The organism is Alteromonas sp. AWJ4_197 (assembly GCF_056160285.1).
On sequence record NZ_JBSWWW010000006.1, the window covers coordinates 94,811 to 117,612 of the forward strand.

The window sequence follows — 22,802 nt, forward strand, 5'->3', positions numbered from 1 at the left end:
GAAAAAAACGACGAAATCAAACTTTATCGCCATATCCGCATTTTGCAACAATTCGCAATGCGCATTCACGCTCATTACTTGCTATAGTCGGCATGAGTGATTGTTTTACTGTGCTTAACTCAAATAGTTATGAACACAGAGATTTTTGGAGAAATGAATGGACGTTTTAATTCCTGTTGCCCTGCTGATTGCGGGCCTGATTATCGGCTTCTTTGTTGCCCGCTATATGTATACCCGTGACGGCGCTTCCGGTTCGGCAAAACAGGCAGAGCAAAACATTAAGGAACTGATGTCACAGCAAGCGACACATCACATTCACCAGACCCGTCAGGCGGTTGAGTCAATTGAAAAGCAATGCCAGGCATTGAAGCAACAGGTTGCTGATTATGAAACCTTGCTTACTCAGGGCGAAGACGGTGATGCGCCCGGCGTACCTTTCTATGGTGAGCAGGCTACTACCTATTTACGTAACAATATGCAGGGGAGAGAAAAGTCCAAACCTGCACCGGTTTCTGACACTCAGCCTAAAGACTTTGCTAACGCAAGTTCCGGTTTGTTTGTCGGCAACGCCGGTCGTTCTACCGCAGAAAAGGACTGATTCAGGAACTTTTTCTCACTTACCTGAGTCTGTCAGTGATAGTAACCATATCGCATGAAACATGAGGAGTGTAAGCGAATATGAAGAAATCTCTACGCCAGATGTTGGTTGTCTCCAGTGTTGTCGCCAGTACTTTGGGTATGTCTGCCACGGCAGGCGCTGCGTTACCTTTCTTCGGCGATGATAAAAAACAGGAAGTGCCTTCACTGGCACCCATGCTTGAAGAAGCCATGCCGGCTGTGGTGAGCATTTCCGTTGAAGGTACGCAAACTGCCACGCGGCAGGTACCGGAAATGTTCCGCTACTTCTTTGGCGGCCCGCAGGAGCAGGTTCAGGAAAGACCATTTAAAGGGCTAGGTTCCGGCGTCATTATCGATTCGGAAAAAGGCTACCTAGTAACGAATAACCATGTCGTTGAAAACGCCGACGAGATTACCGTAAAACTGAGTGACGGCCGCGAATTTAAAGCCAAAAAGCTGGGTGCTGATGAACAAAGTGATATCGCACTTTTGAAAATTGAAGCGGAAAAACTCACGGCATTACCCCTGTCCGACTCAGATGAAATGCGTGTTGGCGACTACGTAGTAGCTATCGGTAATCCGTTCGGTCTGTCACAAACCGTTACTTCCGGTATCATTTCAGCCATGGGCCGCTCCGGCCTGAACATTGGCGGTTATGAAGACTACATTCAGACCGATGCAGCCATCAACCGTGGTAATTCCGGTGGTGCCCTGGTAAACCTGCGTGGTGAGCTGGTAGGTATCAACACGGCCATTTTCGGGCCCAACGGTGGCAACGTAGGTATCGGATTTGCTATTCCAAGCAATATGATGAAAAACCTCGTGGATCAGATTGCTGAATTTGGTGAAGTGCGTCGCGGACTGCTGGGAATTACCGGCAATGATGTGGATGCCGGACTGGCAAAAGCAATGGGCGTAAGTGCTAACCGCGGAGCTTTTGTACGTGAAGTAACGCCGGAGTCTGCGGCTGAAAAAGGCGGCCTGAAAGCCGGTGATATTATCACTGAAGTGAATGGTCGTGGTCTTCACAGTTTCCGCGAAATGGCTGCCAAAATTGCCAGTATGGGTGCCGGCGCTGAGGTTGAGCTGACGATTATTCGTGACGGCGAAGAAAAAACCGTGAACGTGGTGCTCGACGACGCTGCAGACAGCAAAGTGACTGCCGCAACCATTCACCCTGCGCTGGAAGGTGCAACACTGGTGAACGGAAAAGACGAAGCCGGCAACGATGGTGTGAAAGTGTCTGAAATCGAGCGCAACACGCCTGCAGCACGTATCGGCCTTCAGCCTGAAGACGTGATCATTGGTGTTAACCGCCAACGAGTGACCACTGTCGCGGAGTTCCGTGAGAAACTGGATGATTCCGGTGAAAATGTCATTGCACTGAATGTCAGACGGGGCACAGCCACCATTTATCTGGTCATTCGCTAAGCAATTAAAATGCAGTGAAGATACAGCGGGCCGGCAGCAAATACTGCCGGCCCGTTTTGTTTTTGCTAAACCGATGACCTGATTGGTATTCAATCATTTAGGTGATATCCTTAACATTAATGAACCCCGCCTCGTTCATAGTTCATAATGTTAAGAGGCAAAATGGAATGAGTCAGGCGTGGCAGGCAAGCAATTCTTTTTATTTATCGTCAAATCTATCGTACTGGGCCTTGTAGTAGCAGCACTTATGCTGGTCTTCATGCCGGATTTAAGAAGCGGTACAGGCTTTGGTGACAACTTTTTCTCCGGCAACACTACCCGTCCGGCAAGGCAATCTCACTACACTGCATTAAGCCGGTCCGCGCCTGCGGTTGTAAACATCTACAGTGTCAGTATTGAAAACGACACCGGTATTTTCCGTAACCGTGCACGTGAACGGGCCAGTTTGGGGTCCGGCGTCATCATGACAGAAAATGGTTACCTGTTAACCTGTAACCACGTAGTCGAAAACGCCGACAGCATTTTTGTTGCTGTGCAGGACGGCCGGGTTCTGGAAGCACAGATTGTCGGTACTGATCAGCTTACTGACCTTGCCGTGCTTAAAGTGAATGCGGACAGCCTGCATGTTATTCCTCAGATGGACGAGCCTGATTTGCACGTTGGTGACATGGTCATGGCCATCGGCAACCCTTTCGATCTCGGTCAAACGATTACTCATGGTATTGTCAGCCGCGCCGGACGCAACGGACTGTCTAACTACGTTGATTTTATTCAGACAGATGCGGTACTGAATCAGGGTAACTCCGGCGGCGCACTGGTCGACAGCAACGGTACTCTGGTAGGCATCACCAATGCCAACTTCCAGGTCAGGGATTCCCGTAACGGCGTGCGTAACGTGGACGGTATTAACTTTGCTGTCCCTTATGAACTGGCGCGACGGGTAATGGATGACATCATCCAGAATGGCAAGGTGATCCGCGGACAACTGGGCTTCCTTGGAAGCGAATATCGTGGAACGCCCGGTATTGAAGTCACGGCAGTGGCCAACGGTAGCCCTGCTGATCAGGCAGGTTTACGGGCCGGAGATGTGATTCTGGCCATTGACGGCATACAGTTGGAAAGTGCATCGAAAACACTGGATATGATTGCCGAAACAGACCCCGGTACGACACTCGAGCTGAACGTCAGCCGTGGCGGGGAGAATATGATGATTTCAGCAACGGTGGCAGAGCTGGGGCAACCGGCATCATAAGACCGCCTGATGCTTTCCGGTTGTTGCCGGAGACGTTCGTCTGAAACAAAAAACCGGAGCTTTAACTCCGGTTTTTCATTGTCTGGCAGGGAAGATTGTCAGGACAATGCCTCTCTGTCTGTGCTGTTTTCTCTAAATCAGGCTCTTTAGCCAGTGCATAAGGCGGCTCACCGATAAATACGATAGTGGCCACCATCAGGCTGAACAACACTGCTGGTATAGCATCCTTTGGATCAGTACTCAGTACCCGCCGGAACTGTTGCCGGACTGAAATTACATTACTCACGCGCGAACCCCAATAAATTCAATCTTATCCATTAATTTTGACACTTCCCTGAACCACATACTTGTATTGTGTCTATACAAACAAATTGAGATGGATTCGTCAGGTCTATCTCTGAAATGCTTAACCGGGTAATCAGTTACCTCTTAATACAAACCAGAAATGCCTATGGACTTGTTATTTTTTTGTCTTTTTCGACCGGTAGACAGATTAAAAAGATAACTGTCAACTCAGACAAAAGTATATGTACCACAGATTGCAAAAAATTGACAGCCAGCAAAAGCAATTCAGTATTATTTAATATTCTTTTCAGTGATTTTCCCGAACTATCCCGTAACGTTTACTGACGATGTAAACCACTTGTTAATTCAGTTTAAGAAGATGTGCAGCCAGCATACCTGCCTTGACACACTTCGTCAGATCCAAAGCGTACAGATTTGTTTTAAATTGTAACTGCCCCTTTCTTGCAATCCGCCGGCAGGCTAATCTGTTGGCTGCATCAGATTACCGGTACGTCACCTGAAGAGTTTTGTTTGTTGAAAATTCGTTTGTTCATTCTCATTTGCACCCTTTTCACTGGCCCTGCCCTCGCGGCGAGTGGATGCAACAGTAAAGGTGAATGCATTGATACAGGTCAGTGGCGGGTAGCCGCGGCCGTTGGTGCAGGCGGCCGGACTAATCCGTTGAGAGGCGGCAATACACAGTCACTGATTCTGATTGGCGATATAGCCTGGTACGCTGAGTCCTTTTATTTTGATAATTTTGAACTCGGTTATCAATGGCAAAGTAACCAGCCGGGTTTGTCTGTTGATGCCTATCTGGTTATCGATCGTGAAGCCCGCCCTTTCTTTTCCTATGAAGGTTTCGATGCCACCCCGGCAGAGCTGTTTTCCCGTGAGCAGCTGGCTGTCACTCCGGCCGCCGAAGCCAATACAGAGATCAACGTAGACAGTATCGCAGATCGCCGAAATGGCGGACATGCAGGAGTACGGTTCCACGCCGGCAGCTCACCAACCAACGAGTGGCAATTTTCAGTAGAGAAAGACATCGCAGGGATCCATCAGGGTGTAAAGGCCCGTATTGCCTGGCGTTTCAGTCACCGCTGGCAGAAATGGCTGTTCAGTGTCAGTCCGCAACTGGTATGGAACAACAGGACATTTAACGACTATTACTATGGTATTGATGGAAAGGACACTCCAGATAAGCGGCTCTGGTACAGTGCCGGCAGCGGATTCAGGCCGGGTGTCAATGTAGCGGTAACCAGGCAATTTAACAAACATTGGGGCTTACTGGCCTTTACCCGTTATCAGTATCTTCCCGACGCGGTGACGGAAAGCCCGTTGTTGACCGGTCATGATATTCTCACGGTCTTCACCGGCCTGACATACCAGTTTTAGCGGAGCCGGGTGTGTCAGGGAAGATCATAACAATAATACTCGTATTTACTTTTCTGCTCTGCAACACGGCACGGGGAGAAAGCTGGGAGATCATGCCCCAGATATGTGTTGGAGAACAACAAACAGAGCCCTGTGAAATGCGCATCACTATTCATGTACCACAACATGCGGTTGACAATGAATTTTGTGTTTATGCAGATGAGAAACAGCTTTTCTGCGGTACAGGGATCCTGCCGCCTCAGACTGTCCGGCTAATGCAGGACAGCTGGATTTTTATAAAAAATACCCGTGGCGATGTTATCTATTCCCAAAAATTGCTGGTGAAATGGAAACAAAAAGAAAAGCGAAAACGGGTTCGTGATCCATGGAGTCTGTTCTGATGTCACATATTGTCCTGGTGGAAGATGACGCCCGTTTACGCACGCTGGTCAAAGATTTTCTTCAGCAGCATCATTTTGAAGTCACTGCAATGGCTGACGGTAGTCAGCTTATCTCAACAGTAAAGCTGCAGAAGCCGTCACTGGTCATTTTGGATGTGATGTTACCGGGTGATGATGGCTTTACACTCTGCAAGCATCTGAGACGTCATTATGAAGGCCCGCTACTGTTTATGACCGCCCGGGATGATGATTTCGACCAGGTGCTGGGACTGGAAATCGGCGCAGATGATTATGTCACCAAGCCCATAGAACCCAGAGTTCTGCTGGCACGTGTTCATGCACTCCTGCGTCGTATCAAATCTGCCGGACGGCTCAATGAAGCGGGACGTGAACCGGTTTTGACTTATGGAAACCTTACCGTCGATAAAGCGGCCAGACAGGTATTATTACACGGTGAAGAAATCACCCTGACCAGTCACGAATTCGATATGTTATGGCTGCTCGCCAGTCACCCCTCTGAAGTAGTGGACCGGAACACCATTTACGAAGAGATCATCGGCAGAGAATATGATGGCCTTGACCGTTCCGCTGACGTTCGGGTGTCGAGACTCAGGAAAAAGCTTCACGATAATCCCAGCAACCCTTACCGTATAAAAACGATTTGGGGTAAAGGCTTCTTCTTCGTTGCAGACGCGTGGGATTAAAGTGACCCGCCTTTTCCTGAGCCTTTATCTTTTTATCGCGCTTGCTCTGGCGGGGTTAAGTGCCGCGCTGGAGCCGTTATTTTTTACATCAGACGAAGGCCTGAGTGACGAGGCAACGGATATTGTCAGAGCACTTGAAACTGTTGCCAGGAAACCGGAGGAAAGAGCCGCCTGGCTTGCCGGCGCAAAACTGGAACCCAGAGTGATCCCTGCCGCTTCACTGGCTTTCAGTCCGGCATCGGAACAGGCGCTGGCAAACGGCGAAGTCGTTCCTCTGTTCTATCAGGACTCAATACAGTTATACGCCCGCGCAGACGACACCACGTTGTATGAACTGACCCTGCCGGTTACCGGCTCTCTTTCACGCGCCCTGTGGTATTCAACGGTTTTCTACGTTCTGCTCGGGGCATTGATTGCGCTCTGGCTCTGGCCACTCTGGCGGGATCTCACCACCATTACCCGCGGCCTGAGCAATGTGAACGCCGATGGGTCTTTCGGGAAAATATGGCTGCCTAAACGCTCGGTGGTTGCGCCTATCGCTAAAGCGTTAAATCAGCTCAGTGCACAGGTAACCGAATTATTTAACCGGCATAAAGAAATGACCGGTGCAGTCGCGCACGAACTGCGTACCCCGCTGGCCCGGCTTAAATTTGCGCTGGCAACAGAACGTCCCGCTGATGAAGAAGGATGGAAGGCGATGCGGGAAGACGTGAATGAACTTGAGCGTATGGTACAGGAAATGCTGGACTATTTGCGTCACGACGGACGTCAGCCTGAACTGAATGTCAGCCAGATCCCGTTAAGGGCGATGGCGGAAAATTTAGCAGAACGGACTGCCGGAAATACCGCCATCTCAGTTTCAGTTACTGCGGACAATGACGGTTTAGTGGTTCTGGGAGACGATTATTACATTGGCAGAGCTATTGAAAATCTGCTGCTAAATGCCATCCGCTACGCCCGAACGGAAGTGCGGCTCCGGGTGAGCGACAACCGGGCCCATATTGTTTTGCATGTGGAAGATGACGGACCCGGGGTAAGCGAAGAAAACAAAGAGAAAATTTTTGTCCCATTCTACCGTCCTGATACAGCAAGAAGCCGTGAGCGTGGCGGTGCCGGTTTGGGTCTGGCCATCGTCAGGCGCATTATGCTGTGGCATGACGGGGAATGTGAGGTACAAAAAAGTCAGCTTGGTGGCGCTGACTTTTTATTACGTTTTCCGAAGTTCCGGTAAGGGCAATCGTAAACAGGCAAACTGTAACGATGCCCTTGTCAGGTTATTCTTTTTCGCGGGTAATGTTAGCCCCTAAACCACTGAGCTTTTCTTCAATGCCTTCGTAGCCACGATCAAGGTGGTAAATACGGCTCACGTGGGTTTCACCGTCAGCAATCAAACCTGCAATAACCAGACTTGCTGATGCCCGTAAATCTGTGGCCATCACCGGCGCACCTTTAAGTCGCGATGCCCCTTTCGTCAGCGCACTGTTACCTTCAAGCGCGATTTCAGCGCCCATACGTTGTAACTCGGGCACATGCATGAAACGGTTCTCGAAGATAGTTTCAGTAATCACACCGGAACCTTCTGCCACGCAGTTCAGCGTGACAAACTGCGCTTGCATGTCTGTCGGGAAAGCCGGATGAGGGGCGGTTTTCACCTGCACCGCTTTAGGCTTTCTGCCCTGCATATCCAGTTCAATCCAGTCATCACCTGTGGTGATGACGGCACCAGCCTGTCGTAACTTATTAAGTACGGCTTCCAGCGTGTCCGGTGCAGCATCCAGGCATTTAACTTTGCCACCTGATACCGCAGCAGCGACAAGGAACGTTCCGGTTTCAATACGGTCCGGCAATACACGGTAATCACAACCGTTTAATCGTTCCACGCCTTCTATGGTGATATGATCGGTACCTGCACCTTTAACTTTTGCCCCCATCTGGTTCAGACAGTTAGCAAGGTCGACAATTTCCGGTTCACGTGCAGCATTTTCCAGCTCGGTGATACCGTCTGCCAGCGCTGCTGCCATCATCAGGTTTTCCGTGGCACCAACACTGACCATATCCATGAAGATTCGCGCCCCTTTCAGGCGGCCGTCTACTTCAGCGCGAATATAACCTTCGTCGACTTCAATTTTTGCCCCCATCAGCTCCAGGCCAGACAAATGCAAATTCACCGGACGTGCGCCGATAGCACAGCCTCCGGGTAAGGAAACATTCGCTTTTCCCTGCTTCGCAAGTAAAGGCCCCAAAACCAGAATGGACGCACGCATGGTCTTTACCAGGTCATACGATGCAGTCACACTGTTCAGTGATGCAGATGAGATAACGACTTCATTCGTTGCCGGCCGGGAGACTTCTGCACCCAGTTCTTTCAGTAAAGCCGTGGTGGTATTGATATCTCTGAGTGCAGGTACGTTAGTAAAACGACACGTGTCAGAGGTAAGAAGCGGGGTAAATAATAACGGCAGCGCAGCGTTTTTAGCACCACTGATACGTACTTCGCCATTCAGTGGCGGGCTCTTTTTTATTACGAGTTTATCCACAGATGTATTTACCGTTATTGAGGTACGTGGAACTGACGCTCACGCTGCCAGTCTGCTTCAGAGAAGGTTTTAATAGAAATGGCATGCATTGAGCCATCAGCAATTTTGTCCTGCAGCGGACCGTAAACAGCCTGCTGGCGCTGCACGCGGCTCATTTCATTGAAGCTGTCACTGACAGCAATAATTGTGAAATGTGAACCTTCGCCTTTAACGTGTACTTCAGTTAAACCCAGCTTGTCTTTCAGCAAAGTTTCGATATCAGATAATTCCATGGTCTGCTAACTCTTAGATTTGGAAACGTATTATTCTACGGGCAACAGGGTGTCGACGTCGCTGATTTTAGCCAGTTTCAGTAGTTTCTCCGGCACCTGTGCCAGTAATACATCTACGTGATTGCCTTTGCCGTCACGCACAGCGTTGATCAACCAGGCGAGACCGGCACTGTCGATTCGCTCTACATCCCCTAAATCGAGTATGCAGCGCCCCTGCTTTGCCAGAGCGGATTTTTCGGTGGAACTTAACATGTCCCACCAATTTTTAGCGAGTGTATCACGGTCGAGGTGACCGTGAATATGCACAATACCATTTTCACCTAGCTGAAAAAGACTCACGCAGCATCCTTATCTTGTGCCTGCTTAACTTGCTCGCCCACAGGCTGTTCAATTTTCTCGCGCATTAATTTCAGCACGGCATCAATGCCTTCCTGACGCAGAATAGGTTCGAATTCACTGCGCTTGCTGTCCAGCAGGCTGATGCCTTCAGCGACCATGTCATAGGCTTTCCATTCATTAGTCCGGCTGTCCTTACGAACCTGGAATGCCACTTTAATGTCCGGGCGACCGGGATCCTGAACGACAGCACGTACAGTCACAGACTTCTTATCTGAAAAGTCTCCTTCAGGCTCGAAAGTCACTTTCTGATTATCGTAGTAACCCATTGCTACCGCATAAGTCGTGATAAGGTACTGTCTGAATACCTGAACGTATTCTGATAATTTATCTTTGGGTACTGACTTGAAGTATTTACCCAGCACTTTAAAAGCCGCGAACTGATAATCGATATGAGGCAACAGCTCTTCTTTCATGATGGTGCGCAGTTCTTCAGGATCTTTCTCGATCTGCGCCTGACTGGCTTTGATGCGATCAAAGGTTTTCTGACCGGCTTCTTTAACCAGTGCGTACGGGTTTTGTTCGTTAACTTCCTGGGCCTGCACCCCGCCAGTTACACTTGCAACCAGTAAGCCGGCAATCAATAAAAGCTTTTTCAACACTTAATCTCCTAAAATTGTGTCCTTGTTGTGGTGCGGTAGCCTTAAGGAATCAGACCCCCGCATCACGGAATTTGTTTCAATTATTCGTTACTGTCGCTGCTGCCGCCGCGGTTGAACAGGAACTGACCAATCAGATCCTCAAGCACCAGCGCAGACTTGGTGTCTTGTAAATAGTCACCGTCTTTCAGCTCTTCAACCCCGTCGAAGGAAAAACCGGGCTGAAATCCGACGTATTGCTCACCCAGCAGGCCGGATGTCAGTATGGATACCGAACTGGTATCAGGAAATCCTTCGTAACTGGTAGAAATGCTCAGCGTCACAACCGGCGTGTAGTCTTCTTTATCCAGATGAATATCTGTTACACGACCAATTGTCACACCGCCCACTTTTACCGCAGAGCGCACTTTCAGGCCGCCAATGTTGTCGAATTTGGCGTAGAGGTTATACGTGTCGCCTGCGTTGGTCATGGTCTGGTTTGCCACTTTCAAAGCCAGCAATAAGGTGGCTGCAATAGTCAGCACCACAAATACACCAACCATCACTTCCGTTTTGTACTTATTCATTTCTATCCTCTACTCAATTCCGAACATCAGGGCAGTGAGTACGAAGTCCAACCCCAATACAGCTAATGATGAAAAAACAACGGTTTCCGTCGTGGCTTTACTGATGCCTTCTGAGGTCGGAACCGAATCATATCCTTTAAATATGGCAATCCAGGTCACAACCAGGGCAAACACGAGGCTTTTTATGACGCCGTTGACCACATCTTTTTGCCATTCAACCGTTGATTGCATCAACGACCAGTAACTACCGCCATCAACACCCAGCCAGTCGACACCAACCAGGTGACCACCCAGGATACCAACCGCACTGAATATCATTGCCAGTGACGGCATAGCGATCATGCCGGCCCAGAAACGGGGAGCAACCACTCTGCGAAGAGGATCCACCGCCATCATTTCCAGACTGGATAATTGCTCTGTGGCTTTCATTAACCCGATTTCGGCGGTTAATGCAGAACCTGCACGACCGGCAAATAGTAATGCGGTGACCACCGGTCCCAGTTCCCGTAACAATGACAGTGCGACCATGGGCCCAAGGCTGCCTTCAGCTCCATAGCCCACCAGAATGGTATAGCCCTGCAAAGCCATTACCATGCCAATGAACAGGCCTGATACCAGAATAATCAGCAGTGATTGCACACCTACAACATAAAGCTGACGAATGGTCAGTGAGATATTCTTAACTTTGGGAGCTGCAAATAAGGCACCGGAAAGCATGATGCCTGCACGGCCAATTGCAGCGACTTTGGCAATGGTTGCAGCGCCGGTTTGTTGAAGAAACTTCATGACTTACCCCCGAAAAAACTGTCGGATAAGTCTTTCGCCGGATAGTGAAATGGCACCGGTCCATCGGCTTCACCATTCAGAAACTGCTGAACCAGCGCAGAATCGCTGTTTTGAATTTCTTCGGCAGTGCCCTGACCGATAATGCGCTTATCCGCCAGGATGTATATGTAATCAGCAATGGTAAGCACTTCCGTGACATCGTGTGTCACTACGATACTGGTGACATCAAGGGCATCATTCAGTTCACGAATCAATTTCACCAGCACCCCCATGGAGATGGGGTCCTGGCCAGCGAAAGGCTCGTCATACATGATGAGATCCGGATCCAGAGAAATAGAACGGGCCAATGCAGCACGTCTGGCCATACCACCGGACAGTTCACTGGGCATCATATCTGCCGCACCACGTAACCCTACAGCCTGTAGCTTAAGTGCGACAATGGTGTTGATAATATCATCGCTGAGTTTTGTATGTTCTCTGAGCGGAAACGCTACGTTGTCGCGTACCGTCATGTCAGTAAAAAGCGCTCCGCTCTGAAACAACATGCTCATGCGACGACGGGTTTTATATAACTCGCTGCGACTCATAGAAACAATACTGTCGCCATCGAAGCGGATATCGCCTTCATCCGGCGGGAGCTGCCCGCCAATCAATTTCAGCAACGTTGTTTTGCCGATTCCGCTCGGGCCCATTACCGCTGTAATCTTGCCTTTGGGAACAACAATCGACACTCCGTCATAGATAACGCGGGATCCGCGCCGGAATGTCATGTTGTCTATTTCCACTAAATTTCCCATATTCTTGAAGACGCGCCTTCCCTTTATGTTCTTTGCCGGCAGTAGCAGAAAATGCTACTACCCGATTTTACATACACCATTGTATCTTCATTTGAGGACAGCCGCCAAAACGAAAAAGTTACAAGGTGTGTTCGCATTTTTCGAAAACTTTACGCTTGCTTTTATTGCCACTGTCTGCACAAATTTCTCCGGTTCCGGCAAGTTAGCCAGCGAGAATCATGCCATCAGAGCCAGCCTCAAGACTGACCACTCTCTTTTGTACGTAAAAAAACCCGTCACAGCGCGATTACACTTTTGTCATCATGCTGACAGTTTTTGACAATCCGGATGATTTATCACATTGATGTTGTTGATACAGAGCAGAAATATGCTTGCAGATAGCGGAAAAGCAACAGCAACTGTTGCACTTATAACCAGTTGCAACCGTATTAGCAGGTATTCTATCTAAACCGTATGCAAATGCTGTACTTTTTGCGACAATCCGAAAAAACAAAGGACGAATGGTAACTTGTGATACTTTCTATCTGTATTTTCCTGCTGGGTCTTGCTGTACTTAGCTGGAGTGCCGACCGCTTCGTTTATGGCGCTTCCGCACTGGCGAAAAATATCGGAATCTCCCCCATGATGATTGGTTTAACCATTGTCGCTATGGGGTCATCAGCACCGGAAATTGTTGTATCGGCTATCGCCTCCTCAAATGGCAATATGAACACAGCGGTAGGTAATGCGCTGGGCTCAAATATTACTAATGTTGCCCTCGTGCTGGGTATCACGGCCCTGGTAAAACCGCTCGTCGTCTCTTCCTCTACATTAAAACGTGAATTCCCGGTTCTGCTTGGTGTAACCGTGCTTGCCATGTTCTTTCTTAATAACGGCAAACTGGCTCATCTGGAAGGCATGATTCTCCTCGGCCTGTTTGTATTTGTACTCGCAGGTATGGCCTGGATATCGTTACAGGTAGATAAGGAAGATCCGCTGGTGAAAGAAACCGACGGAGAAATCCCTGACGGTGTAAATACCGGTTCTGCAGTGTTGTGGGTTGGCGTGGGTATTGTGTTACTGCCACTCAGCGCCCATTTTATGGTGAATGCGGCAGTAGATATCGCCCATTTTTTCGGTGTGTCCGACCTGGTGATCGGCCTGACAATCATAGCGCTGGGCACCAGCTTACCGGAGCTGGCCGCCAGTGTGGCCGGTGTACTGAAAGGTGAAAGCGACCTGGCACTGGGAAATGTTATCGGCTCGAATATCTTTAATCTGCTGGCAGTATTAGGTATGCCGGGACTCATTGCTCCCGGGCTACTGGACGAGAATGTGTATAACAGAGACATGTGGGTGATGTTTGGTCTCACAGTGTTATTATTTTTCCTGAGCTTTAATTTTATCGGCAAACGCCAGTTAGGCCGCCTGGAAGGTGGCATCTTTGTACTATGCTTTGTGGCGTATCAATTCTGGTTATTTGGTTAAATGAGTAATTCACCGTATATCGCGTCAGCCAGACGGGTCATAGAAATTGAAACCAGCGCAGTAAGTGCGCTGGCATCCCGGCTGGACAATAAATTTGAGCAAGCCTGTACCTTGTTGTCTGAATGCAAAGGCAAAGTAGTCGTGTGCGGCATGGGGAAATCCGGCCACATCGGGCGTAAAATTGCTGCGACTCTTGCCAGTACAGGCACACCAGCCTTTTTCATGCACCCTGGCGAAGCCAATCATGGCGATCTCGGCATGCTTAGTCAGACAGACATATTGCTGGCCATTTCAAATTCCGGAGAAACCGGCGAACTGGTGAACCTGCTTCCCGTGGTCAAGCGGCTGTCTGTGCCTGTCATCGCGATGACGAATAGCGAATCAAGCACCCTCGGCCAGCATGCCGATGTGGTACTCAATGTCAGTGTGGAAAAAGAAGCCTGTTCGCTGGGGCTTGCACCGACCTCTAGTACTACAGCAACCCTGGTAATGGGTGACGCGCTGGCCATTGCACTGCTGGATGCTAAAGGATTTACTTCAGATGATTTCGCCCTCTCTCACCCGGGCGGCAGTCTGGGCCGGAAACTGTTACTCAAAGTGGGCGATATCATGCTGACCGGCGACGCTCTTCCTCTTGTATCGTCTGCCGCGACCATTTCACAGGCTCTGCTGGAAATATCTTCTAAAGGTCTGGGAATGACAGGTATTACAGATGACAGCGGCAAACTCAGCGGTATTTTTACCGACGGCGATCTGAGACGAATTCTGGACGCCAGAACCGACATTCATACCACTCCGGTAGCCAATGTTATGACCCGCGGCGGGAAAACTACCCGCTCCGGTACACTGGCAGTGGAAGCGTTAAATTTAATGGAAAAACACAAGATCAGTGCGCTGATGGTGGTGGATGAAAATGATCACCCCGTGGGCGCATTCAACATGCATATGTTGCTTAAAGCAGGAGTTCTCTGATGGGACATGAAGTCACTTTTTACGGTGTGATCAGTGAAGAGCGGTTTGAAAAACTCAAAGGGCTGAAACTGCTCGTTTGTGATATCGACGGCGTATTTTCTGACGGCAGAATTTATCTTGGCAACAATGGTGAAGAGTTAAAAGCCTTTCACACCCGCGATGGCTATGGCGTTAAGGCATTAATAAACAGTGGTGTGGACGTTGCTGTCATTACCGGCCGCGACTCGGCCATTGTAAAGAATCGCATGACCGCCCTGAATGTGAAGCACATTATTCAGGGTCAGGAAGATAAAGCCACGGCTATGGCTCAGTTGTGCGAAAAGTTGAATCTGGCGCCATCAGAGGTCGCAGCCATCGGTGATGATATGCCGGATCTTGGCATGTACCGGTTTGCCGAAACAAAAATTGCGGTGAAAGATGCCCATCCGGCCGTCACCCGCGAAGCGAACTGGATCACCACAAAAAATGGTGGATTCGGCGCAGTACGGGAAGTCTGTGATGTGATTTTACAGGCGCTCGGCACGCTGGACACCATACACGGGGCCAGCGTATGAACCGTTTAGGGATCAGTATTTCTGCGCTGTTTGTTATGGCGCTGCTGATGTACCTTCCGGTCTGGATGGCAGAAGAGCAGGCTCCGGCGAAAAAAGCCGGTGCAGACGCCTTACGCCCTGCCTATAAAGCAAAGAATTTGACAACTACGCTGTATAACGAAGAAGGCAAACTCAACCACGAAGTCTTTGCCGCCTCTATGGAGCATTACGACCAACTAGGCTTTGTGTTATTCGACCAACCCAAATACACTGTCTATGTGAATGATGACGAGGCCCCATGGCAAGTCACCGCTGATGAAGGCACACTCTACAACGATGACCTGATCCAGCTGGAAGACAATGTGCTGATAAAAAGCCTGAACCCTGAAGAGTTTATCCAGACCATCACAACCAATTTTATTAAGGTGAATCTGGATGACAAAACCATGACTTCAGACCAGCCGGTAGATATACGCGGTGTACAGACCATCATTAAAAGTAACGGTTTCAATGCAAACCTGCGTACCCAACAATATGAGTTAATTGATCATGTGCAGACAATTTATTCCCCGGGCAGTTAGCCTTTTCGCAGCAATAGCGCTGCTTGCTGCTGCCGGTGAGGCAATGGCCGGCTCCGGTGATTTTGAAAAGCCTATTACCGTGGATGCTAAGTCACAGTTTATTGACGGTAAAAAGAAGAAATCGGTTTTTAAAGACGATGTGAAGATTACCCAGGGTTCACTCATCATTGCCGCAGATGAAGTTGAAGCCATCGCCAGTGAAGGCGAAGGGAAAGAGGTTTTTATTGCCCGCGGAAAACCAGCCACTTATTCTCAAACGCTGGATGACGGCGCAAAAGTAAAAGCCAGCGCAAATGAAATTCGCTACGAAGTAGCCAAACAACTCATTTCCTTGCAAGGTGATGCGAAAATCCAGCAAGATACCAGCATGGTCCAGGGAGATAGTATCACCTATGACATGTCAAAAGAGCAACTTCTGGCAACCGGCGGTGAAAGTAACAGCAACGGCCGGGTAACCACGGTTTTCCGTCCTGACACAGTTAAAGAGCTGAAGGAAGAGAACAAGACTTCAGACAGCAACGAAAACGAGGGTAACTGAGTTACATGGCAACCCTGAGTGCGACTCACCTGGCAAAGTCGTATAAATCACGCCAGGTCGTCCGTGACGTTAGTTTATCGGTTTCTACCGGACAGATAGTAGGTCTGCTGGGTCCTAACGGTGCAGGTAAAACCACAACGTTTTACATGATTGTCGGTCTTGTGCCGCTGGACAAAGGCAAAATCCTCATTGATGAGCAGGAGCTGACGCACCAGCCAATGCACGAACGTGCCCGCCGGGGAATTGGCTATTTACCCCAGGAGGCATCCATTTTCCGCAAGCTGACCGTACATGAAAACATCATGGCGATATTACAGACGCGTAAAGACTTAAAAAGTCATCAACGTGAACAGGAAGCGGATGCACTACTTGATGAATTTAATATTAACCATATACGTAATAGTACAGGTATGAGTTTGTCGGGTGGCGAACGCCGCCGGGTTGAAATTGCCCGCGCACTGGCAGCCAATCCGCAATTTATTTTGCTCGATGAACCCTTCGCCGGAGTTGACCCGATTTCGGTTAATGATATAAAGAAGATCATTCAGCACTTACGGGACAGAGGTATCGGTATCCTCATCACCGACCACAATGTCAGGGAAACCCTTGATGTGTGTGAAGAGGCCTATATCGTCAGTCATGGAGAACTGATTGCTCAGGGCACCGCAGAACAGGTATTAAGTAATCAAAAAGTTCGTGATGTATACCTTGGTGAGCAATTCAGGCTATAGTTAAGATATCGGGATGAGCATTTAGCGGAGATTTCGCCACCGGCACTCACACCGCTACAACCGGATGTCCTTTTTAGAGTTTATATAAGACGTAGATGAAACCATCTTTACAGTTAAAATTTAGCCAACAACTGACAATGACGCCTCAGCTTCAGCAGGCGATCAAGCTATTGCAGTTGTCTACGCTGGACTTACAACAAGAAATTCAGGAAGCCCTCGACTCTAATCCTTTGCTGGAAGTCGACGACAGCTCCGACAACGATGTAATTGAGAAAAATAACATCGATAATGATGACAGCATGCAAGAGTCTGCATCAGCCTCATCTTCTGACAGTATGGATACCGGTGAAGCACTGGAAAAGAATGATTTACCGGACGAGCTGCCCATCGACAGTACCTGGGATGAGTACATTTCTGCGTCTTCTGCACCCGCGCCCGGCCCTTCCGGTGGCGACGATGAACAAATCTTTCAGGGTGAAACCACCGAAAATATTCAGGACCATCTGCTGTGGCAAATGCGTCTGACACCTTTTTCTGACACAGACCGCGCCATCGCACTGGCGATCATCGATTCTATTGATGAGTCCGGCTATCTCACGGTTACCGTTGACGACATTTTGCAAAGCGTTAACAGTGAAGATATGGAAGAGCCCGTTGAAGAAGATGAAGTTGAGTGCGTACTTAAACGTATTCAGCTTTTTGATCCTCTCGGTTCCGGCTCCCGCACACCGCAGGAGTGCTTGTTAGTTCAGCTGGCGCAATTTGCACCGGAAACACCGTGGCTGGAAGAAGCCAAACTACTGCTCAGAGAGCATTCCGATCTGTTAGGCAGTAAAGATTACCGTACGTTAATGCGTAAAACCCGCCTGAAAGAAGATCAGTTACGGGAAGCGATGCGTTTGCTGCAAACGCTTAATCCCCGTCCGGGCAGTGCATTAATTACGAAAGAACCCGAATATGTCATTCCGGATGTATCGGTTGCGAAGAAAAATGGCCGTTGGGTTGTAGAATTAAACCCCGACAGCCTGCCTAAGCTCAGTGTTAATCAGCAGTATGCTGCAATGAGCCGTAAAGCAAGAAACAGCAGTGATTCACAATTTATCCGCTCTCACATGCAGGAAGCAAAATGGTTTATTAAGAGCCTTGAGAGCCGGAACGATACGCTGCTGAAAGTAGCAAATTGTATTGTTCAGCAACAGATGGGCTTTTTTGAGCATGGCCCTGAAATGATGAAACCAATGGTGCTGAATGATGTCGCAGAAATGGTAGATATGCACGAATCTACTATTTCCAGGGTAACAACGCAGAAGTACATGCACACGCCCCGTGGTATTTTCGAGTTGAAGTATTTCTTCTCCAGCCACGTTGCCACTGAATCAGGTGGTGAGTGTTCATCTACAGCGATTCGCGCCCTGATTAAGAAGCTGGTTGCCGCTGAAAAGCCAAGCAAGCCACTGAGTGACAGCAAGATTGCTTCGTTGTTGGCCGATCAAGGCATTATGGTTGCCCGGCGAACAATAGCAAAGTACCGGGAATCCTTGTCGATCCCGCCGTCTAACCAACGCAAAAGCCTTATCTAACTTAAGGCTGCTCAAAATAAGGAAGACGAAATATGCAAATCAACCTTTCTGGTCATCACATTGAGATCACTGATTCTTTGCGTAATTATGTCGATACTAAGTTCAGCAAACTGGAACGTCATTTTGACCACATATCAAATGTGCACGTTATTTTAAATGTTGAAAAGCTTAGCCAAAAAGCAGAAGCAACGGTTCATCTTAGCGGCGCGGAAGTCTTCGCCTCTTCCGAAAATCAGGACATGTATGCTGCCATTGACAGCATGGTCGATAAGCTCGACAGGCAGGTCCTGAAACACAAGGAAAAGCTTAAAAAGCACTAATTGAATTCATGGATATACAAGCCATAGTCAGCCTGGACCGCACCGAGTGTGCGGTCCAGTGCAATAGCAAAAAACGCATTCTCGAAATCATCAGCGGGATTGCAGCTAAAAATAACCCCGATGTTGATGAAGCCACCGTGTTAAGTAGCCTGCTGGCCCGTGAGCGAATGGGCAGCACAGGTATAGGTAACGGCATTGCCCTCCCCCACGGTCGCCTGGCCGGACTGGAAAATGTCATCGCCATCGTAGTTACCAGCACACCCGCCATCGATTTTGATGCTATCGACAACAAACCTGTGGATATTTTCTTTACTCTGCTTGTCCCTCAGGAACAAACCGAAGGACATTTACAAACTCTGGCCATGGTTGCCGGAAAACTCAGCGATAAAGAAACCATAAAAACTATCCGCAAAGCTCAGACAAGTGATGATATTATTCGCGCATTACAGTAACTTAGTGTAATACGCACCGACAACACGTGACTTCAGGAGAAACGGCGTGAAGTTAATCATCATCAGCGGACGTTCCGGTTCAGGAAAATCAGTAGCACTTCGTGCCCTTGAGGATCTGGGGTACTACTGCGTCGATAATATTCCGGTTAATCTGTTACCAGCCCTGACACACACTGTCGCCGATGAATACGAGCAGGTAGCTGTGAGTATTGATGTCAGAAACTTGCCTAAAGAGCCTTCTGAGCTGGTTGAAATTCTCGACTACCTGCCGGAGTCATGGACTGTCACCATCGTATATATTGACGCAAGTGACGATATGCTGGTGCGCCGGTTCAGCGAAACCCGGCGGTTACATCCGCTGGCCAAACTGAATAAGTCATTGTCAGATGCCATCCAGACAGAACGTGAACTGCTGGCGCCTGTAGCGGAAAGAGCGGATTTGAATATTGATACCGACTCTCTGAGCATCCACCAGCTGGCAGAATTAATCCGCGAGCGTATCCTCGGTAAGAAAAGCTCACGACTTGTTCTGGTATTTGAATCATTCGGCTTTAAACACGGTATTCCCAAAGATGCAGACTATGTGTTTGACGCCCGTTTTCTGCCAAACCCTCACTGGGAGCCGGATTTAAAACACCTGACAGGCCTGGATACACCGGTTCAGGTTTTCCTCAGTTCCCAGCCTATAGTGACCAAATTTATCTGGCAGATTCAGAACCTCATCACGACCTGGTTGCCACACCTTGAACGGAACAACCGCAGTTATGTGACAGTCGCTATCGGATGTACAGGCGGACAGCACCGTTCAGTTTATGTAGCGGAATCACTGGCGAAAAACTTCCGGGAATCTCATCCTGATGTCCAGATCCGCCACAGGGAGCAAAGTAAATAATGCGCATAGAGAAATCTCTGACTATTGTTAATAAACTGGGCCTGCATGCCAGAGCTGCAACGCAGTTGGTGCAACTGGCGAATCAGTTTGATGCCGAAGTTATTTTACAAAAAGGCGATAAGCAGGCTAATGCCAATAGTGTGCTGGGACTGATGATGATGGAAAGTCATCAGGGGGAACAGGTTACTGTGATCTCTGAAGGTCCGGATGCTGAAGCTGCAATGGATGCCGTCGAGGCATTAATTGCAGGCAGATTTAACGAAGATGAATAGCGCCGGCACACCACTGAGTGTGCAGTGCCGGCGAAGGCTTAAAGGCAATCCCGTTGAAACGTTTCATCAGTTTAATCATCTTTTTGACAGTGATGGCTTCTCAAAGCTCAGTATGGTGTGCTGAGCACAGAAAAAGTCTGATAACCGGTGGTACGGCCTGGCCTCCTTATCTGTACATAACAGACAATAATGAGCCGGCCGGTGAAGACTACCAATTGTTGAAGTCGGTTTTAGGCAAGCTGGATTATGCACTGGAAAGCCAGATCCTGCCTGAAAGACGGGTCACTCAGCAAATAGAACTGGGGCAAATTGATGTAGTTACAGGTGCAGCTTTCACACCGGCGAGAGCACTGAAAAACTATTTTTCTGTTCCTTACCGCAAAGAAACCATCAGCTTTGCCTTTCATCCTTCCCATCATGACGAATATGCCGGCAAATCTCTTGAAACCTTACTAAGGGAAGGCAAAACCCTGGCGTTAAATACCGGCGGATGGTATGGCGACTGGTTTAATGAAACAGTCACTGAGCAGTACAGCGCGCAGCTTATTCATCTGGATTCCATTAACCGGCGGTTACAGTTTCTGAACAGAGGCCGTGTCGATTTGGTGCTGGACGATATCAGAGTGATTAGCTTTAATGCTGAACTGCTGCATCTCGAACTGGAAATCAGTGATAATCCCGTGAACGTGCAGGACGTCCACTTCATGTTCAGTAAACAATCTGTGGACCCGGGCTTCATCGATAAATTCAATCACGTCCTGTCTGGCTATGTTAAAGACCCGGATCCTGCGAGCTGAGCCTTCAACCTCACACCTTATTCTGCTGCCGTATTATCCCTGACATTTTTTTGCACCGTTATCGCGGCAAACAAACTCAGGACGAATGCCATTCCATAGAATCCTTTTTCACTCAGCAACAGGTTGGCGTTTACCAGACCAATCACTAACAGTGCAATAGCAGCACCAAGGCCAAACCAGCACAACATCAGATATATTTTCGTTGTCTGTATGCCTTCCATTTTGTCCCGCACTGTTTTTTGAACAGACACAGCAGCAAACAGTCCAAACAGAAATACAGCAAAGTAGTAGCCTTTTTCATTGAGTGGCATATCGGCATTCAGGAGTCCGGTTATGTAAGCGGCAAATCCTGTCAGCAGTGCAATAACAGAAGCAATAAAAAAGGCTTTCGTAGGTTTATTTGCGTTCATGATGATCTCCGTTTTGTATCAGTGACTGGCATACAGCACGGTTTGATGTGCCACCAGTTGATTGTTTTCCAGATAATTAGCAATAGTGGTGAACGTAGCGGTTTGTATCGCGCCCGGATGGTCGCTTAACGACACGCCGCTGCTCACCCAACTGCCTAGCCGCAACTTCATTTTGTTAACCTTCACCGGCTGTGCTTTAAACCATGCCTGCGTATTGTTTTTAAGGCGATGACTGTCAGTGGTGTCGTAAATAGCAGCATTCAGCACATCAAGGGTGTACTCAGTGCAATTTTGCTTTCCTTCCGTAAACGGACTCGCAATAACGGAATAGGCCGGTTCGTGCAGCAATTTCGCTTTGTCCTGCGCATACAAGGCAACGATTTTCTGCTGCACTTCCCAATCGGGAATAATTATGCCGGTTTTTAACTCCGTTGCTCCCCAAAAGAAATCCACCGGATAATCCGTTTTCAGTACGCTTGTACCCGGCTTATCTGCCAGCTGATATAAATTGTGTATTGCATACCCCTGCTCTACCGTGCCGTCATCCAGCGTAATATCGGAATACAGTGCAATTGCCGTATGGGTAAATGAAATACCTTCAGGCAAGTCTTCAGGTGCCCGTCCAACCCGCGCAATAATGGCCGCATAGGCTCCCTGCTCAGCCAGGTAATGCTCAGTTTGCTTTGCAAACTTTATAATCGCCTCCGGCGCATACCGGCGGGGTGCTTCTTCCTGACTGCCGGCAAATACAGGCAACGCCAGACATGCAAGCATTGCTATCGCGGACCTCATTGAGCTTTCCCCTGTGTCACGATAGTCTGGTTTATCACCACATTAGGTGCCGGGTCTGCAGTAATCACCCGTTTTGTCACCGGTAAAGGTTTATTGCTTTTCTCAATGCTATGGTGAACGGAGTGCGCTGAATCTGCCGCAATCACTGCCACTCCCACACTTAACACGACCGGTGCAACCGATACCGCGCTGGCCACTGATGCTGTTGTTTGCACACTTTCCGTTGCTGCAAGCACACTGTGTTTACTTGCCTGACCGCTGTGTTGTATTGAATCGTCGGCCATTACGCCGCAACTCAGTGTCAGTATTGCTAAACCTGATATCAATCCATGTTTCATTTCCAGTTCCTCAGTAGTGACTGTGTATTCACAGTAGTCCGGAGAAGAACATTAATAAACTCAAATAATTGATGTAGACTATTTCAACACCAAAAGTATCACTTATTAA

At 48.7% G+C, this 22,802-nt stretch carries 30 protein-coding genes; 19 read left to right on the plus strand and 11 right to left on the minus strand.

From position 1 onward, the window contains the following. The first annotated feature begins 157 nt into the window (after window positions 1–157). From ACXAGC_RS14230 to ACXAGC_RS14240, 3 genes are all read left to right on the plus strand, one after another. Complete coding sequence (locus ACXAGC_RS14230; protein WP_119500202.1) at window positions 158–598, plus strand: ZapG family protein; 441 nt, start codon at window positions 158–160, stop codon at window positions 596–598. An 80-nt stretch (window positions 599–678) separates the two neighbouring features. Further along, a complete protein-coding gene (locus tag ACXAGC_RS14235; protein ID WP_474844910.1) occupies window positions 679–2,049 on the plus strand; it encodes a DegQ family serine endoprotease in 1,371 nt (456 codons plus the stop codon). Window positions 2,050–2,296: 247 nt separating this feature from the next. Then, complete coding sequence (locus ACXAGC_RS14240; protein WP_303573931.1) at window positions 2,297–3,301, plus strand: trypsin-like peptidase domain-containing protein; 1,005 nt, start codon at window positions 2,297–2,299, stop codon at window positions 3,299–3,301. 61 nt (window positions 3,302–3,362) lie between these two features. On the opposite strand, the gene ACXAGC_RS14245 is transcribed toward ACXAGC_RS14240, so the two are convergent. Then, window positions 3,363–3,587 (minus strand): hypothetical protein, encoded by a 225-nt coding sequence (locus tag ACXAGC_RS14245; RefSeq protein WP_150154233.1) that lies wholly within the window; start codon window positions 3,585–3,587, stop codon window positions 3,363–3,365. Between the two features lie 530 nt (window positions 3,588–4,117). Between ACXAGC_RS14245 and ACXAGC_RS14250 the strand changes: the two genes are divergently transcribed. The 4 genes from ACXAGC_RS14250 (at window position 4,118) to ACXAGC_RS14265 (ending at window position 7,296) form a co-directional block, all read left to right on the plus strand. Beyond that, on the plus strand, window positions 4,118–4,981 hold the full coding sequence (locus ACXAGC_RS14250; protein WP_474844911.1) for a MipA/OmpV family protein: 864 nt from the start codon (window positions 4,118–4,120) through the stop codon (window positions 4,979–4,981). 92 nt (window positions 4,982–5,073) lie between these two features. Next, a complete protein-coding gene (locus ACXAGC_RS14255; RefSeq protein WP_474844912.1) occupies window positions 5,074–5,361 on the plus strand; it encodes a DUF3019 domain-containing protein in 288 nt (95 codons plus the stop codon). Beyond that, a complete protein-coding gene (locus tag ACXAGC_RS14260) occupies window positions 5,361–6,065 on the plus strand; it encodes a response regulator (RefSeq protein WP_474844913.1) in 705 nt (234 codons plus the stop codon). Before ACXAGC_RS14255 ends, ACXAGC_RS14260 begins: the two co-directional genes overlap by 1 nt. A gap of 1 nt (window position 6,066) precedes the next feature. After that, entirely contained in the window at window positions 6,067–7,296 is a 1,230-nt protein-coding gene (locus tag ACXAGC_RS14265; RefSeq protein ID WP_474844914.1) for an ATP-binding protein, read from the plus strand. Between the two features lie 43 nt (window positions 7,297–7,339). Here ACXAGC_RS14265 and murA read toward each other — a convergent pair whose 3' ends face one another. The 7 genes from murA to ACXAGC_RS14300 all read right to left on the minus strand — a co-directional run bounded on the left by murA (window position 7,340) and on the right by ACXAGC_RS14300 (window position 12,018). Next, window positions 7,340–8,602, minus strand: coding sequence for a UDP-N-acetylglucosamine 1-carboxyvinyltransferase (murA, locus tag ACXAGC_RS14270; RefSeq protein WP_474844915.1), 1,263 nt, complete (start codon window positions 8,600–8,602; stop codon window positions 7,340–7,342). A 14-nt stretch (window positions 8,603–8,616) separates the two neighbouring features. Next, window positions 8,617–8,874, minus strand: coding sequence for a BolA family protein (locus ACXAGC_RS14275; RefSeq protein WP_119500196.1), 258 nt, complete (start codon window positions 8,872–8,874; stop codon window positions 8,617–8,619). A gap of 30 nt (window positions 8,875–8,904) precedes the next feature. Then, entirely contained in the window at window positions 8,905–9,213 is a 309-nt protein-coding gene (locus ACXAGC_RS14280) for an STAS domain-containing protein (RefSeq protein WP_474844916.1), read from the minus strand. Next, entirely contained in the window at window positions 9,210–9,869 is a 660-nt protein-coding gene (locus tag ACXAGC_RS14285; RefSeq protein WP_119503297.1) for an MlaC/ttg2D family ABC transporter substrate-binding protein, read from the minus strand. Before ACXAGC_RS14285 ends, ACXAGC_RS14280 begins: the two co-directional genes overlap by 4 nt. An 83-nt stretch (window positions 9,870–9,952) precedes the next feature. Beyond that, window positions 9,953–10,435 carry an outer membrane lipid asymmetry maintenance protein MlaD gene (gene mlaD, locus ACXAGC_RS14290; protein WP_119500194.1) on the minus strand — a complete coding sequence of 161 codons (483 nt, stop codon included), beginning with the start codon at window positions 10,433–10,435 and terminating at the stop codon, window positions 9,953–9,955. Between the two features lie 9 nt (window positions 10,436–10,444). Next, window positions 10,445–11,221: a lipid asymmetry maintenance ABC transporter permease subunit MlaE gene (gene mlaE, locus ACXAGC_RS14295; RefSeq protein WP_119500193.1), complete on the minus strand. Its 777-nt coding sequence runs from the start codon at window positions 11,219–11,221 to the stop codon at window positions 10,445–10,447. Then, entirely contained in the window at window positions 11,218–12,018 is an 801-nt protein-coding gene (locus ACXAGC_RS14300) for an ATP-binding cassette domain-containing protein (protein WP_474844917.1), read from the minus strand. The genes mlaE and ACXAGC_RS14300 overlap by 4 nt, the downstream gene beginning before the upstream one ends. Window positions 12,019–12,528: 510 nt before the next feature. Here ACXAGC_RS14300 and ACXAGC_RS14305 point away from each other — a divergent pair. The 12 genes from ACXAGC_RS14305 (at window position 12,529) to ACXAGC_RS14360 (ending at window position 21,153) form a co-directional block, all read left to right on the plus strand. Beyond that, the gene (locus tag ACXAGC_RS14305) at window positions 12,529–13,485 is read left to right on the plus strand and encodes a calcium/sodium antiporter (protein WP_119500190.1); all 957 of its coding nucleotides are present in this window, start codon (window positions 12,529–12,531) and stop codon (window positions 13,483–13,485) included. After that, window positions 13,486–14,457 carry a KpsF/GutQ family sugar-phosphate isomerase gene (locus ACXAGC_RS14310; protein WP_474844918.1) on the plus strand — a complete coding sequence of 324 codons (972 nt, stop codon included), beginning with the start codon at window positions 13,486–13,488 and terminating at the stop codon, window positions 14,455–14,457. Next, complete coding sequence (gene kdsC / locus ACXAGC_RS14315) at window positions 14,457–15,011, plus strand: 3-deoxy-manno-octulosonate-8-phosphatase KdsC (RefSeq protein WP_474844919.1); 555 nt, start codon at window positions 14,457–14,459, stop codon at window positions 15,009–15,011. Before ACXAGC_RS14310 ends, kdsC begins: the two co-directional genes overlap by 1 nt. After that, on the plus strand, window positions 15,008–15,571 hold the full coding sequence (gene lptC, locus ACXAGC_RS14320; protein WP_119500187.1) for an LPS export ABC transporter periplasmic protein LptC: 564 nt from the start codon (window positions 15,008–15,010) through the stop codon (window positions 15,569–15,571). The genes kdsC and lptC overlap by 4 nt, the downstream gene beginning before the upstream one ends. Beyond that, window positions 15,540–16,109 (plus strand): lipopolysaccharide transport periplasmic protein LptA, encoded by a 570-nt coding sequence (gene lptA / locus ACXAGC_RS14325; protein ID WP_474844920.1) that lies wholly within the window; start codon window positions 15,540–15,542, stop codon window positions 16,107–16,109. The genes lptC and lptA overlap by 32 nt, the downstream gene beginning before the upstream one ends. A 5-nt stretch (window positions 16,110–16,114) precedes the next feature. Continuing rightward, on the plus strand, window positions 16,115–16,840 hold the full coding sequence (lptB, locus tag ACXAGC_RS14330; RefSeq protein WP_119500185.1) for an LPS export ABC transporter ATP-binding protein: 726 nt from the start codon (window positions 16,115–16,117) through the stop codon (window positions 16,838–16,840). Between the two features lie 95 nt (window positions 16,841–16,935). Beyond that, entirely contained in the window at window positions 16,936–18,420 is a 1,485-nt protein-coding gene (locus ACXAGC_RS14335; RefSeq protein WP_474844921.1) for an RNA polymerase factor sigma-54, read from the plus strand. A gap of 32 nt (window positions 18,421–18,452) precedes the next feature. Then, a complete protein-coding gene (hpf, locus tag ACXAGC_RS14340; RefSeq protein ID WP_119500183.1) occupies window positions 18,453–18,740 on the plus strand; it encodes a ribosome hibernation promoting factor in 288 nt (95 codons plus the stop codon). 8 nt (window positions 18,741–18,748) lie between these two features. Continuing rightward, window positions 18,749–19,192, plus strand: coding sequence for a PTS IIA-like nitrogen regulatory protein PtsN (gene ptsN, locus ACXAGC_RS14345; RefSeq protein WP_474844922.1), 444 nt, complete (start codon window positions 18,749–18,751; stop codon window positions 19,190–19,192). Window positions 19,193–19,238: 46 nt separating this feature from the next. Further along, on the plus strand, window positions 19,239–20,084 hold the full coding sequence (gene rapZ / locus ACXAGC_RS14350) for an RNase adapter RapZ (RefSeq protein ID WP_474844923.1): 846 nt from the start codon (window positions 19,239–19,241) through the stop codon (window positions 20,082–20,084). Then, the gene (locus ACXAGC_RS14355; protein ID WP_119500180.1) at window positions 20,084–20,356 is read left to right on the plus strand and encodes an HPr family phosphocarrier protein; all 273 of its coding nucleotides are present in this window, start codon (window positions 20,084–20,086) and stop codon (window positions 20,354–20,356) included. Before rapZ ends, ACXAGC_RS14355 begins: the two co-directional genes overlap by 1 nt. A gap of 53 nt (window positions 20,357–20,409) precedes the next feature. Next, entirely contained in the window at window positions 20,410–21,153 is a 744-nt protein-coding gene (locus ACXAGC_RS14360) for a substrate-binding periplasmic protein (protein WP_474844924.1), read from the plus strand. Between the two features lie 17 nt (window positions 21,154–21,170). Here the strand turns inward: ACXAGC_RS14360 and yiaA are convergent, their stop codons facing one another. Genes yiaA through ACXAGC_RS14375 form a run of 3 tightly spaced genes read right to left on the minus strand, consistent with a single transcriptional unit; the run spans window position 21,171 to window position 22,693 of the window. Beyond that, on the minus strand, window positions 21,171–21,563 hold the full coding sequence (gene yiaA, locus ACXAGC_RS14365) for an inner membrane protein YiaA (protein WP_303573680.1): 393 nt from the start codon (window positions 21,561–21,563) through the stop codon (window positions 21,171–21,173). Window positions 21,564–21,581: 18 nt separating this feature from the next. Beyond that, window positions 21,582–22,355, minus strand: coding sequence for a DUF2145 domain-containing protein (locus ACXAGC_RS14370; RefSeq protein ID WP_474844925.1), 774 nt, complete (start codon window positions 22,353–22,355; stop codon window positions 21,582–21,584). Next, window positions 22,352–22,693, minus strand: coding sequence for a hypothetical protein (locus ACXAGC_RS14375; RefSeq protein WP_303573682.1), 342 nt, complete (start codon window positions 22,691–22,693; stop codon window positions 22,352–22,354). Before ACXAGC_RS14375 ends, ACXAGC_RS14370 begins: the two co-directional genes overlap by 4 nt. Window positions 22,694–22,802 lie beyond the last annotated feature (109 nt).